Genomic DNA, 13,054 nt, shown 5'->3' on the forward strand with positions numbered 1-13,054 from the left:
AGTGACTGTTGTTGAGGCTGTGGCACGTGTACGAGTCAGCAGTGGGCGTGCTGTTGAGAAGTTGGTATGCCATCCGCGGCTTCCCCTGGTTGCCGGCTTGGACTCGGAACGTCCGGCGGTCCACCTCTGGAGCTCCGAGGCGGGGCAGCTGCACGAACTGGGTTCTGTGGGCGCCGAGTCGGAGATCTACGGCGATGCTTTCGGATGGGACCGGATGGAGCGGACGCCCTCTGTGACCTGGCATCCGGACCGGCCGCTGCTCGTGGTGGCCGGCGAGGGCGGAGTGATGCAGTGGACTCCTGCCGGGTCGTGCGAACTGGAAGGTCCCCCTCCCACTGCTTCCTACCTGAACGTGGCATTCAGTCCGGACGGTCAGTCCTTGTGGGCATCGCCGTCGTCAGGCGGCGGAGAAAACGCGTGGGAAAGCTCTGACGTCGTCGACCTCGCCTCAGGAACCGTCAGTAGCGGCCCCGGCTGGGACACCGGAATCGCTGAGCATCCCGGTGGCGGGTTGGTGGCCACCCTCGCCAGCAACCAGGGCGCGACGATCGGGCTCTTCGCGCGGGTCGACCACGAGAACGCGGCTACCTCGATGCGACTGCTTCGCCGGGCACTGATCCTGGATGCCGACGGCTACCAGACGCCGGTCTTCAGCGCGGACGGACGCCACCTTGCGATCCGAGGCAACGCGTACGAGAACTCACTGGAGGTATTCGAGTTCCCTTCGCTCCACCGAGTTCTGGCGACGACTCTCGGCGAACCCAACCCGGGCTACCCGAGCTCGCAGGAGTGGAGTGACCAAATGCGCGCCTGGTCGCGACACAACATCGCGTTCGGAGCCCAACCCAACGTTCTCTGGGTCGGAACTCCCACCGGGACACTCATCGAAGTCGCCCTCGAACCGCAGCACGCGGTCGAACACGACGTACTGACCGGCTCCCCGGTGTCCGGGCTTGCCGCCACGGCAACAGGCCAGCTCGTCATCGCCGGCGGCGACGGAGATCTTGTGCTCCTGTCCGTACACGCTGGTTCCGCACAGACCCACGACACGGAGGGCGACACGTCGAGGGCCGCGGTCACAGCGTTCCTGGACGCCACCTCCGAAGTTCCTGACGACGGCGACGACCTGGAGACACACCTCGTCGTAACCGACGGAGCCCGCACCTGGGAGTCAGACGATCTGGCAACGGTGACCACCGCAGCGGCAACGGATCCGACCTGGCTACGACTTCAAGCGGCCATCAACAACATGCAGGAGCAAGGCGAATGAGCACTCGAAGCGAATAGCCACCGGCTTCCTCAGCCTCACCATGAGAAGCGATCGGGGCGGCAACCTGACAGAGCCGACTCAACGGTTCCGTCGACCAACTCCCGCGCGACCAGGCGGCCCACGGCCGCGGCGAGCGTGACCGCCGAGTGCATCACTGCCAAGTAGAGGCCGGGGACCTCGGCGACCGGGCCGACGATCGGCTCACCGTCGGCCGGCATCGGACGCACTCCGAGTCGGGTGCTGAGCAGCTCTACGCTCCCGGCGCCATGGAAGGTGGACCGGACGGCGGCAAGGGTCCTTTCGGGCGAGTCCGCGGCAGCGATCAGCCGGTCCGGGGCGACCTGCCGAAGATCGAAGTCCTCGGTGTTGACCACGGTGCGGACCAGACCGGCCGGGGCGCTGAGCCCGAACAGCGGCGACGGCGACGGTTCGACCGGGACGCGCACGCCGAGCGATGCGCCCAGCGCGGCCGTGGCAACTCCGGCCGCCAGCACCACCGTCGCACCGGAGAGGGGGCCTGCTGTCGTCTCAACCCCGGCAATCCGGCCCGCTGCATCCCGGCGGACCGCGGTAACCGGCGTGTCCAGATGTACCCGGGCTCCATGGGCACGAGCGCCCGCGACCAACCGCTGGGTCACGCCCACCGAGTCAACGGCGCCGTCCCCCGGCGCCCAGACAGCCCACTCCGGAGGTTGCCGAAGGTTGGGTTCGAGCGTCGCCACGGTGGCCGCGTCCACGATCGTCTGCCCGGGCCCGGCATCCGGCGCACTGTCCTGCCTGTTCCAGCTCAACGAGCCGGACCAGGTCACCGGGAGTCCGGGCAACTCGGCCCCGAGTCGGTGGTACTCCGCCGTCGCGGTGGCCCGCAGCCCGGCGGCCGGAATTTTGAGCACGCCGGACGATCCGATCCAGGCGAACGAGTCCGCCGTCACACCGGCGCCTGGCCGCCCGGCGTCGACCAACGTCACGTCGGCGCCCGCCCGAGCGGCGTGATAGGCCACCGATGCGCCGACAATGCCGACGCCGACGACGACCAAGTCCCTGTTCACTGATGGGCTCAACACGTCCACGACCTCAGCGCCCGCCCGCGCGGCCTGGTGGGCCGACGCCCGCTGATCGAAGGCTGCCCGTAGACGAGTTCAGACGCAGGACAGCCAGTCACACACGTGCTGCAGACGTGCCAGAACCCCGTTCTCATCTACGCAGCCACCAGTCGGTATCGGTAGACGGAGACGTGCGAACGCGACTCGGCAGTGAACTCGGCGCCGGCCCAGTCCGCATGCCTGGTCTCCAGCTCGAATCCGGCCAGTTGCGCCATGAGGTCGAGTTCGGCCGGCCAGATGTAGCGGTGCGGGCCGCGGGACAGCTGAGCCTGCTTGGTGTCGTCGAAGCGGAAGTGGTGCGATACGACGTGCTGGGTCAGAACGTCGTAGGTGTCCAGACCGATGTAACCGGGCTCAGAGCCCCAGACGACCGCTGTCTGCCCCGGTGGAAGCTTGCGCAGCTCGGGCACCCAGAGTTCGATGACGAACCGGCCGCCGGGTGTGAGGTGGCGGGCGGCGTTGCGGAAGCACTCGACCTGCTCAGCCTGGGTGAGGAGGTTGGAAATGGTGTTGTAGACGAGGTAGACCAGCGTGTACTTCCCGGGTGCCACGGAGGTCGCCATGTCACCGATGACCACGGGAATCGTCGCTTCGTCTGCCTTGGTGCGCAGTTGATCGACCATCGGCCGCGACAACTCGATGCCGGTGACCGGTACTCCTCGCTCAGCCAGCGGAACAGCCACCCGGCCGGTGCCGACAGCGAACTCGAGCGCTGCTCCGTCGCCTGCGAGCTCGGCGAGGCGATCCACGGTCGGCCCCAGGATCTCGGGCGCGAACATGCCCGTCCCGGGCGTGTCATAGTGCTGGGCGGCATCGACGTCCCAGAGAAATTCCTGCTGCATACCGCCAGCCTTCGCCGTCGGCCCGAGCGATGTCCAGTGGTTATCGGCCCCTACCAAGCAGCCGCCTTGATCACGTCCACGGCGATGTCCTCGACCGACCGGCCGTCGGTCGGGATACGGACGGTGCCCGCCGGAGCCTTCTCGTCCAGTTCCCGTGCGTTCCGCAGGCTACGCTCGATGTGGGCGGTGAGCTGCGAGCCGATTTCGCGTTGGGCGAGGCGTTCCCGCACGGTCGTCTCCCCTGCCGTGAGCAGGACGCACCTGGCTCGGACCTCGCCGCCGCCCATGGCCCGGTTGATCATCGGCGCTTCCAGGATGCTCACCGTGTTCGAGTAGACGAGGCGACGCTGGCCCAGAGCGGCGTAGTTCGACCAGACTGCCGCGGTGTTCCGTTCGGTGATGGCTGCGCGGTGAGGGTCGTCCTGTGGGGCTGGGTGGATCTGGTCCATGTAGTCGCCCTCGATCAGACAGTGCGCCGTTCCCCTCCCCTGCAATGCCGCAGATACCTCCCACGCGACGGTCGTCTTGCCGACGCCCGCCCCACCACCGATGAGCAACAGTTCGTAAGCAGTCATGGCTGGGCAGCCTGGCAGAGTCCGGACTGTCACGTCGACCGGAAATACCCAGGGCCAGAATTCGGGCTTCGTGAGAGGCGCCGGGAAAAATGACCGGCGCGGGCTGGTCACGCGTGCTCTCGTAAGGGGAACGAGACGTTCTCGAACCGAGGGGGCAGATTGCCGGACCACGGATGTGTCTTCTGCGCGATCGCGCGAGGTCAGGCAGAGGCCAGCATCGTCTTCGAGGACGAATGTGTCCTCGCGTTCATGGACCTCCAACCCGTGACCCCGGGGCACCTGCTCGTCATCCCGAAGGCACATGCCGAGGGGCTGGAAGATTTGCGGGAGGACATCGGCGTGCGGGTCTGGACGGTGGCGCACCGCCTCGGACGCGCGCTGCGGATGTCGGGCCTGCGGTGCGAGGGGGTCAATCTCTTCCTGGCCGACGGCGAGGCTGCCTTCCAGGAGGTCTTTCACGTCCACCTGCATGTCTTCCCCCGCTTCGAAGGGGATCCGTTCCGCATCGAGGCGGACTGGCGGGTGCGCGAACGTCATCTGCTGGACGAGACGGCAGCGGCGGTCCGCAGCGGAATCACCGCCCTGGAGGCGGCGAGTGGAGTCGGGCCGCCGGGCGTCTTGGAGCAGCCGTAACGCGCCTCTCGCACAACCACCACCATCCGCCGAAGACGGGAAGACCCACGATGAAGCACGATCCCGAAAACGGCCTCACAGCGGCGGGCCCGGGCATGCCCGAGGCCACAGGCAGCCGGAGGATGGCCTGGGCGGCGATGCCACGCGAGGTGACCGCAGGGATCGAGCGGTTGCTCGGCAGCCCGGTGACTGAGGCGATCAGCCAACCGGGCGGGTTTTCCGGGGGCTTGGCCGCACGAGTGCGTTTGGCGAGCGGCAGAGGTGTGTTCATCAAGGCGACGAGCGCGCTGAGGGCGCCGGCGGTGGCGGACTTCCATCGCCGAGAGATCGCGGTGTCCGAGCGGCTTCCCCGAGAGGTACCGGCACCACGTTTGCTCGATGCGTACGACGACGGCACCTGGGTGGTGCTTGCCTTCGAGGAGATCCGGGGACGTCTGCCTGCTCAGCCGTGGCTGCGGGAGGAACTCGACAGAGTGCTCGCGACAGTCACCGCAATGGCGGAGTTCCTGACACCGTCCCCCGTGGACGCGGCGATCTTGGGCAAGCCGCGCCTTGGAGGATGGCTGGCGATGGCGGGCGATGCCGTAGTCAGAAACAAGGTGGACGAACTCTCGCCGTGGGCGGCCCGCCACTTCGACGAACTCGCGACCTTGGAGGAGAGCGCTTCGCTGGATGGCGCCACTCTCCTGCATGGAGACCTGTACCCGTTCAACATCATGCTGACCGCGGACCGCGTCTTCATCGTCGACTGGCCGCATGCCTGGATCGGTCCCCGTCACTGTGACGCGGTCACGTTGATGTCGAGTGCTTCCCTCAGCGGCGTGGATCCGCAGGCGATCGCCGAGAACCACCCGCTGACCCGCGGTCTCGACCCCACCCAGGTCAACGAAGTGCTGGCGCTGCACGCCGGATTCCTCCTCCGAGCCGCCGCCATGGCCGGGCCGGCCGCCGATCCCCACCTGGTGACCATGATGGCCAGGTTGGGGCTCGCTTCACTGCGCTGGCTACGACAGCGACGACGGCTGTGAAGTGGCTGGTTCCGGGCTGCCGACAGGCAAGGTTGCGCGACAAGAAACGGGTTGCGGTTGAAGGTCGTGACGCGGATGCTTCCGCCATGCAGATGCACGCCAACCAGCTGACGGTGTCGCCTGAGACGGTGCGCACGTTGGTCGATCAGCAGTTTCCCCAGTGGCGGAGCCTGCCCGTCAGGAGTATCGCTGCGCAGGGGACGGTCAACGCCCTCTTCCGCATCGGCGATCGCCTCGCGGCTCGATTCCCTCTTGAGTCCGCAGACGTCGAGCCGACGCGGCGCTGGCTGGAGTCCGAAGCGGAAGCGGCCCGAGAGCTGGCAGGTCGCACGCGTTTCCCCACGCCCGAGCCGGTCGCGCTCGGTGAACCCGGGGCAGGCTACCCACTTCCGTGGTCGGTGCAGACGTGGCTGCCCGGGGTCGTGGCCGACGATGAGGACCCCGGCAAATCGGTGGCGTTTGCCCACGACTTGGCCGATCTCATCGGCGACCTCCGCGCGATCGACACGCGTGGCCGCACGTTCGCCGGCACAGGTCGAGGAGGCGACCTGCAATCCCATGACGCGTGGATGGAGACCTGTTTCAGACACAGTGAGCAACTCCTGGATGTCCCTCGGCTTCGCCGTATCTGGGCAACTTTGCGCGATCTGCCGCGAGGTGCGGCCGAGGACGTCATGGCCCATTGCGATCTGATTCCTGGCAACGTGCTCGTGTCCACCGGCCGTCTTGGGGGGATTCTCGACGTTGGCGGCTTCGGGCCGGCTGACCCTTCTCTGGATCTCGTGAGCGCGTGGCATTTACTCGAGGCCGGGCCGCGGCAGGTGCTCCGCGATCACCTGGGCAGCGACGACCTTGAATGGGAGCGAGGCAAGGCGTGGGCTTTCGTTCAAGCGATGGGGTTGGTCTGGTACTACGTCGAAAGCAACCCGGTCATGAGCCGGACGGGCCACCGATCCTTGGAACGCATCCTGGCGGACAGTTCGCTTCGATCACCGACGTGACGACGATGCGCCGACGATGAGATGGATGTTGGTCAGGCAGCGGCCTCCATCACGGCCGGGGCGATCGGTGCCCGTGCTGATCGTCGTGTCGAGCTGCTTCTTCGCCCAGTCGACGAGTGTGTCCGCGTAGGCAGAGTCTGCCCGGACGATGTCGATGGGATTTTCCGAGCTGTCACGCGTCGAGCCAACGCTCCGCGAGCTCGAGAGTCCTTCGGCGTACGCGGGCGATCCCCAGGGCACTGTTGAACGCGGCGAAGGACGGCCACAGCAACAGGAAGATCGCGAGTTCCTCTGCCAGCAATGCGCGCTGCAGCGTGCGGCGCTCACACGGCCGGCTGTCCAGGTACGCGTCGATCAACAGCTGCGGCACCGTCGTGCCGACAGGCGTGGAGCGGACGCTGAGGAAGGCCAGATCGGAGGCGGGGCGGCCGATGCCGGCCGCCTGCCAGTCGCAGAAGACCACTGTGCCGGCGGAGTGCACGAGGTTGTCCGTGTGGCAGTCGCCGTGGATGAAGACCGGCGGCAGAGCGTCGATCTGGTCCCCCAGCTCGCCGCGGCGACCCAGGAGTTCGGGGATTCGCGGGAGCGTGGGAGCCCAGAAGGCATGGATCTGCTCCATGTCCGGATCGGCGAGAGCCTCGCGCAGCGCATCGGGTCGGCTCCAGTTCACCCCCGTGGGCAACGGCATGCTGTGCAGGCCGGCCAGTTCCCGGCCCAAGTCCGCCCCATCCGTGCCGTCCACGCGCCGGGCTCCTGAGCCTCGCCGGCCGCCTCAAGCAGCACAGCCACGCCGTCCTCGGTGTCCAGGTGGCCGAAGAGCCTTGGCGTACGTACCGGCGCGAGTGGCGCGAGGTCCTGATAGAAGCGCAGCTCTCGCAGAGCGGCCGCGATCGCCTCCGAGCCCAGCATGGCAGGAGTGACCTTGAGGTACGCGCCTTGGCCGTCGACCGTGCGCACGGCATGAATTCCGGCACCGGACCGGGACTCGGGTGGTCGGCACGCCGCACGCCCGCGTCGTACCGCGCCCGCTCACCGCACCGGAGGTGGCCACTACGCTCGCCGAGGTCGACACCGGGATCCTCGCCGCGCTCGTGGACGGCCCCGCCCCGACCGAGGACGACCTGCGGGCCGCGCTCGCCGCGCACACCGCCGACGGCTCCATGTATCCGCTGTTCTTCGGCTGCGCGCTGGACGGCCAGGGCATCGCCGAACTCGTCGAGGGCATCGTCCGATTCGTGCCGGCGCCCACGCCCGAGCGGCGCGGCGCGGCGCCACGCAGGTTCCCCGGGGCACCGTGTTCGCCGTACGGCCCGGCCCAGGCAGCGAACGGAGGGCCTATGTCCGGTTGTACGAGGGCGAGATGACGCACCGTCAGCGACTGACGTTCCGGCGGCGCGAGGCCGACGGACGCACGATCGAGGTGCCGGGGCGGGCACTGGAACTCACCGTGGTCGGAAGGCCCGGTGCGGTATCCCTCACCGCGGGGAACATCGCCGAGCTGCGCGGTGTCCCCGGCATCCGCGTCGGCGACCGGCTCGGGGAGGTCACCGAAAGGGCGCCTCAGTTCACCGCGCCGACCCTGGAGACCCTGGTGCGGGCACGGCACCCCGCGAAGGCGGCGCCCCTGCGGTCGGCGCTGCTCTCCCTGGCCGACCAGGACCCGCTGCTGCACGCCCGGCCAGCGGGCTCCGGCGCCACCGCGCTGCTCCTGTACGGCGAGGTGCAGAAGGAGGTCATCGCGGCGACGCTCGCCGAGGACTTCGGTATCGAGGCGGACTTCGAGCCGAGCCGTGTGCGGTTCCTGGAGCGTCCGGCGGGCACCGGAGAGGCGTACGCGGAGATGCCATGGCTCGACCAGACGCACCACATGGCCACGATCGGCCTGCGCGTCGAGCCGGGCGCCCGCGGTTCAGGCACAGTCTTCGCGTACGAGACCGAACTCGGCGCCCTGCCCCGCGCCTTCCACCAGGCCATCGAAGACACGGTCCACGCGACGCTGCGCTCCGGCCCGCACGGCTGGGCGGTGACCGACTGCCGGGCCACGCTCGTCCGGTCCGGCTTCTCCTCGCAGCACAGCACGGCGGCCGACTTCCGCGCGCTCACCCCGTACGTCCTGCTTCTGGCCCTGGAAAGGGCGGGCACGCGGGTGTACGAGCCGTACCACGCCTTCGAGGTCGAACTCCCCCTGGACGCGCTCGCGCCGGTGACGGCCCGGCTCGCCGCGTACGGAACGGAGTTCGGGGAGACGACGGGCGCCCGTACTGCGTGGCTGGTCACCGGCGAACTCCCGGCGCGCCACGTGCGGGACATGGAGCTGTGCCTGCCGGGGCTGACGCGCGGCGAGGGCGTGTGGTGGTCACGGCCGTCGGGGGACCGGCCGCTGCAGGTGGAGCGTTACTGACTTCAGCTCGTCAGTAAGTGTCAAATCCTGTGGACCTGATGCGACGATCGGATGGTTGAGGCATCGTCGCGTTCGGCGAGGACGCTGCCACGGTGCGGCGCCCGCCGATCAGCGTCAGTCGGCGCGGACCGCAGGCAGTTCCTTGTAGTAGTGAACGAGTGGCAGCGCCGTGAATCCGGCCTTCTCGTAGGTGCGCGGGCCGCGGCATGGCCGGGATCGCCTCCCGTACCGAGGTGGGCGAGGTGGATGCCGGCGGCGCTGATGCGGTCCAGCGCAAAGGCGAGCAGTGCGCTGCCGACACCCCTGCACTGCTGGTCCGGATCGACGGCGATCATGTCGATCTCGGCGCTGCGCGGATCGTCGTGGAAGGCCACCGCGACGAATCCGACGGGCTGGGTGCCGATCTCGGCAACCCAGACCTTGATGCCCTCATCCCGGCACACATCCTCAACCGCACGGGTCTGGCCGCGGCCCAGTCCGGATAGACGATCCGGTTGAGCCGGGGGCCGAGCACGCGGCTCATCGACTCAAAAACCGGCTGCCATGCCCTGAGCAAGGGGGCCACGACAGCGACGATGTCGTCAGCCTGCTGCGGACGAACGGCGCGAGGGATCCATCAAAGCCAGGGCGGAATGACTGCTGGTCGACCATGTCTTGTCTCCATACCGATCACGGCGGACACCACCGGGCGCGAAGCGGCGGGTGGTGGGCTGACACGGTGACGCGGCGGATGAGGTGCCCGCTACGCCAGACGTGGCGGGTACGGCCGGCAGGGGAGCAGCACAGCGCAGAGTTCATGGTCATGTGGGGAGGCTGAGGTTGATCGCACACAGAGGGCCGTTGCCCCGTTCGAAGATGAGCGAGCCTCCCCGGGCTGTCCAGCCAACAAAACTCCTCGCCCGCAGGTCAAATTACAAGCTCAGAGGGCCTACTCAACCCCGGCAAGAAACGAACGCCAGGCCACGGCCCCGACAGCGACGACAGGGCCAGGCTGGTCCTTCGAGTCTCGGACGTCGATACCGGCCGTCCGGCGACGGACTTCTATGCATTCGCCGTTCTGGCCGCTGTAGCTGCTCTTGAACCAAGTGGTCCGCTGCGACGACATCTGCTGCTCTTCCTTATGAGTCGGTCAGCCCCTCGGCGATCCCCATGATCCGGGACTCGGATTCCATCGCACTGAGGGCTGCGGCACGGAGGTGGTCGAAGGCGCCGCCCAGCCGAGCCGTGTCCTCCCGGGTCTCCAGGTACGCGTGACTCGCGAAGTTCTCCAGAAGGACCACTTCCAGCCCCGCCGGGGGAGGAAAGCTGTAGATCAGGAAGGGATATGGCCCACCCTGGCAGGCTCCTGCCGTGAAGGGTAGTACCTGCAAAGTCACGTTTGGAAGCTGGGCCAACTCGACCAGGTGCAGCAGCTGTTCCCTCAGAATGCCGGGCCCTCCGACCTGTTGGCGCAGAGCGGCCTCACCGAGAATCATCCACACCTTGAGGGGATTTGGATCCGTCCGCGTCAGCGCCTTCTGCCGTTCCATGCGCACGCGCACCTTCGTCTTCTGCGCGTCGTCCAACGGCCCCGGAATGCCTCCCTGGATGACAGCCGTCGCGTACGCCTCGGTCTGGAACAGCCCGGGCACGATGCCGGGCTGGAAGCCGCGACACTCGGACACCTCGTCCTCCAGGCCGATCAAGTCCAGGAACTCCTGCGGGAGTTGGTCTTCAAGGACTCTCCACCACCGCTGACGGCGGCTCTCCCGCGCCAATGCCAGCCAGCCGTCCCGTTCCGCCGGGTCCTTCACCCCGTAGAGATCAAGCAGCACCTTGAGATCGAGCTGTCGGATTCCACTGCGCCCCGACTCGATGCGGCTCACCTTGGCCGCGTGGCAACTGAGCTGTTCAGCCGCGTCCTCCAGCAGCAGCCCACACTCCTCGCGCAGACGCCGGAGATTGGACCCGAGCACCCTCTTACGCACAGTCGGCCTGTATTCCCCAGCAGCCACATCGCCCCCAGTCGGTGCACCTCTCCGTGCCCATCAGAGTACCCAGCGCCACGGGCGCAGCAATCGAACTTAGTCGTTTCACTTGCAAGTCGCTCGACGAACAATCACGATTACCCTCAGCGATGCGGCGCGCACTCAGTGCACTTGCTGACAAGGAAGGGACCCTCATGCCCGAACCCACCCCCAACCCCCCTGCCACCGAAGCCACCTGGCAGCTCCCCCACACCCCGCGCAGCGCCCCGCACGCCCGCGAACTGCTCCGCACCCAGCTCGCCGACTGGAAGATCGACGGCGAAGTGACCGAAACGGCCGAGCTGTTGCTGTCGGAGTTGTTCACCAACTCCCTCCGGCACGCCTCCACTCCGCCCGGCCGGGAGATCGGTCTCCGGCTCGCCACGTACGACGGACGCCTGCGCATGGAGGTCGCCGACGCGAACAACTGCCGGCCCACGCCCCGCCAGACCAGCCCCGGGGACGAGGGAGGCCGCGGCCTCACCCTCGTACAGGCCCTCGCGGAACGCTGGGGCTGCTGCCCCCGCCGGCACGGCATCGGGAAGGCGACGTGGGTGGAACTGGCGCTGCCATGATGAGCGCCGCCCGCACGACGGTACTGAGCGAAGGTCCTGTGCCATCGAACAACGTAGGGAACCTTGAGTGCGCCGGTCAGAGACCCGGCGGGCCCACCGCTGATCGCCGCTTCGCACGAAGGCGCGCGGACTGGGCGCCTACGTCATTGTTACGGTCGCCGGATGGAGAGCTGGGACGAGGGCGGCGTACGCGCTCGGATACGGGAGTTGGCAGCACAGGACCCGGAGCGGTCGCGCTTCGGGGCGGCTACGCACCGGTACGAGCTGGAGCCGGCGCTGCCGGAGGCCGAGATCAGGGCGTTCGAGGAAGCCCATGACATCGATCTGCCGGCGGAGTACCGGTCCTTCGTCGCACAGGTGGGCGACGGACCCGCCGGTCCCGGCCACTGGCTGATGCCCTTGACCGCCCGACACCCGGAGATCGGCGAAGAGTGGGCCGTGGACGACGAGTGGGAAGAAGACCGGCTGCCGGGCCGACTCACCGAGCCGTTTCCCCTCACCGAACCCCTGCCCGGCCGCATCGGCCCATCGGCCTGTGAGCTGACCCGAGGCACGCTCATGCTGGCAGAAGAGGGCTGCGGCATCTACGTCAGGCTGATCCTGAACGGCCTCCGAAAAGGCGAGGTCTGGGAGATCGACCCGAACTGGGGCGGCTTCGTCCCGGTGAGGCCCGGTTTTGGTACCTGGTACACCGAGTGGCTACAGCGCCTCTGAATACCCCGCACGTCGTCCGGACCGACCCGCCGACCCGGATGAAGGGGCGATCCGGTGTGGCACTTCCACGCGATCGCCTCGATCACCTGGCGGTGATGACGCCCTCACCCGCCCTGCTGCGGGACCCTGTCCGGAAGCACTGGCTCGATACGCGCCCACTGGGCATCACTCAGCGGCACGCCAGAACAACGATCGGATGCTCTGAGAGAAGGGGCGTAGCCGACTCCGGCTTCGGAGGTGCGGCGGCGGCACGGGCTCAAGGGTCCGTACCGCCGCCTCGTCCCGCCCCTTCCCCGCACTTCCGTGCAGCCGCACCAGCGCACCCCGCCGACAGCAACCTTCCTGCGGTCAATCGGGAACCTCAGGACGCCCGACGGCGTTCATGTCACTGACGGCCGGACGAGCGGAGCCGTCGGCTCGCAGTGTCAACTGCTGATTCCGTACGACGACTTGGCCGGGGGGCAAGAGGCGTGCAGCACCACCGCGCACACCCCACGCGCCCGGCCGCCGTCGTGCTCTCCGCGCTGCTCGCCGTCCTGACCTTCCTCCTGCCGGTGTCGGCCAAGTCGGCGCCGGCGTCCCGCCCGTCGTCGACGGGCACGGCCGCGACGGCGACCGCGCAGGCGTCCGCGACCACCGACGCGCAGCGACCCGTCACCGTGGCGCACCCCGTGCTCGGCCGCGCCGACGCCGTGCCGTACCCGTTCCACGGCTTCCTGGGCCCTGGCGCCGGGGACGCAGCTCCGCACCGCGCTGTCGGCGGCCCCGCCGTGGCCGTGGCGGCCGCGGCCGCAGGGGCGAGCCGGGGCGCCCACGCGTATCGCCCGCGCGGCCCGCCGTCCCGATGGAGCACCGAAGTCCGTATCGACGCCTGACCGTTCGCCTCCGCGCCCGGCGCAGACGTCG

The 13,054-nt window shown here is 68.4% G+C and carries 14 protein-coding genes and 1 pseudogene; 8 read left to right on the forward strand and 7 right to left on the reverse strand.

The genetic code is table 11. The features are described 5' to 3' along the window. Positions 1-97 precede the first annotated feature (97 nt). Positions 98-1,270 carry a hypothetical protein gene (locus ACH4TV_RS06365; protein ID WP_398394742.1) on the forward strand — a complete coding sequence of 391 codons (1,173 nt, stop codon included), beginning with the start codon at positions 98-100 and terminating at the stop codon, positions 1,268-1,270. Between the two features lie 35 nt (positions 1,271-1,305). Here ACH4TV_RS06365 and ACH4TV_RS06370 read toward each other — a convergent pair whose 3' ends face one another. The 3 genes from ACH4TV_RS06370 to ACH4TV_RS06380 all read right to left on the reverse strand — a co-directional run bounded on the left by ACH4TV_RS06370 (position 1,306) and on the right by ACH4TV_RS06380 (position 3,790). Further along, positions 1,306-2,307 (reverse strand): NAD(P)/FAD-dependent oxidoreductase, encoded by a 1,002-nt coding sequence (locus tag ACH4TV_RS06370; RefSeq protein ID WP_398394743.1) that lies wholly within the window; start codon positions 2,305-2,307, stop codon positions 1,306-1,308. 161 nt (positions 2,308-2,468) lie between these two features. Beyond that, positions 2,469-3,215: a class I SAM-dependent methyltransferase gene (locus ACH4TV_RS06375; RefSeq protein WP_398394745.1), complete on the reverse strand. Its 747-nt coding sequence runs from the start codon at positions 3,213-3,215 to the stop codon at positions 2,469-2,471. 50 nt (positions 3,216-3,265) lie between these two features. After that, complete coding sequence (locus tag ACH4TV_RS06380) at positions 3,266-3,790, reverse strand: AAA family ATPase (RefSeq protein WP_398394747.1); 525 nt, start codon at positions 3,788-3,790, stop codon at positions 3,266-3,268. A 159-nt stretch (positions 3,791-3,949) separates the two neighbouring features. Between ACH4TV_RS06380 and ACH4TV_RS06385 the strand changes: the two genes are divergently transcribed. From ACH4TV_RS06385 to ACH4TV_RS06395, 3 genes are all read left to right on the forward strand, one after another. Further along, positions 3,950-4,423, forward strand: a complete 474-nt coding sequence (locus ACH4TV_RS06385; protein ID WP_398394749.1) for an HIT family protein — start codon at positions 3,950-3,952, stop codon at positions 4,421-4,423. A 50-nt stretch (positions 4,424-4,473) separates the two neighbouring features. Next, positions 4,474-5,451 carry an aminoglycoside phosphotransferase family protein gene (locus ACH4TV_RS06390; RefSeq protein ID WP_398394751.1) on the forward strand — a complete coding sequence of 326 codons (978 nt, stop codon included), beginning with the start codon at positions 4,474-4,476 and terminating at the stop codon, positions 5,449-5,451. An 86-nt stretch (positions 5,452-5,537) separates the two neighbouring features. Next, positions 5,538-6,452, forward strand: a complete 915-nt coding sequence (locus ACH4TV_RS06395) for an aminoglycoside phosphotransferase family protein (protein ID WP_398394753.1) — start codon at positions 5,538-5,540, stop codon at positions 6,450-6,452. Between the two features lie 172 nt (positions 6,453-6,624). Here the strand turns inward: ACH4TV_RS06395 and ACH4TV_RS06400 are convergent, their stop codons facing one another. After that, complete coding sequence (locus ACH4TV_RS06400) at positions 6,625-7,194, reverse strand: phosphotransferase (RefSeq protein WP_398394755.1); 570 nt, start codon at positions 7,192-7,194, stop codon at positions 6,625-6,627. A 253-nt stretch (positions 7,195-7,447) separates the two neighbouring features. Here ACH4TV_RS06400 and ACH4TV_RS06405 point away from each other — a divergent pair. Then, positions 7,448-8,853: pseudogene (locus tag ACH4TV_RS06405) on the forward strand (GTP-binding protein); the annotation flags it as partial. 20 nt (positions 8,854-8,873) lie between these two features. Here the strand turns inward: ACH4TV_RS06405 and ACH4TV_RS06410 are convergent. The 3 genes from ACH4TV_RS06410 to ACH4TV_RS06420 form a co-directional block, all read right to left on the reverse strand. After that, positions 8,874-9,296: a GNAT family N-acetyltransferase gene (locus ACH4TV_RS06410; protein WP_398394756.1), complete on the reverse strand. Its 423-nt coding sequence runs from the start codon at positions 9,294-9,296 to the stop codon at positions 8,874-8,876. 485 nt (positions 9,297-9,781) lie between these two features. Beyond that, positions 9,782-9,958 carry a DUF397 domain-containing protein gene (locus ACH4TV_RS06415; RefSeq protein WP_398394758.1) on the reverse strand — a complete coding sequence of 59 codons (177 nt, stop codon included), beginning with the start codon at positions 9,956-9,958 and terminating at the stop codon, positions 9,782-9,784. Between the two features lie 13 nt (positions 9,959-9,971). After that, positions 9,972-10,820, reverse strand: coding sequence for a helix-turn-helix domain-containing protein (locus ACH4TV_RS06420; protein ID WP_398394760.1), 849 nt, complete (start codon positions 10,818-10,820; stop codon positions 9,972-9,974). A gap of 194 nt (positions 10,821-11,014) precedes the next feature. On the opposite strand from ACH4TV_RS06420, the gene ACH4TV_RS06425 reads away from it, so the two are divergent. The 3 genes from ACH4TV_RS06425 (at position 11,015) to ACH4TV_RS06435 (ending at position 13,023) form a co-directional block, all read left to right on the forward strand. Continuing rightward, positions 11,015-11,434 (forward strand): ATP-binding protein, encoded by a 420-nt coding sequence (locus ACH4TV_RS06425; protein WP_398394761.1) that lies wholly within the window; start codon positions 11,015-11,017, stop codon positions 11,432-11,434. A gap of 162 nt (positions 11,435-11,596) precedes the next feature. Further along, complete coding sequence (locus tag ACH4TV_RS06430) at positions 11,597-12,148, forward strand: SMI1/KNR4 family protein (protein ID WP_398394763.1); 552 nt, start codon at positions 11,597-11,599, stop codon at positions 12,146-12,148. 470 nt (positions 12,149-12,618) lie between these two features. Beyond that, positions 12,619-13,023 (forward strand): hypothetical protein, encoded by a 405-nt coding sequence (locus tag ACH4TV_RS06435; protein ID WP_398394765.1) that lies wholly within the window; start codon positions 12,619-12,621, stop codon positions 13,021-13,023. Positions 13,024-13,054 lie beyond the last annotated feature (31 nt).

Source organism: Streptomyces sp. NPDC020898 (assembly GCF_044333925.1).
GTDB lineage: Bacteria > Actinomycetota > Actinomycetes > Streptomycetales > Streptomycetaceae > Streptomyces.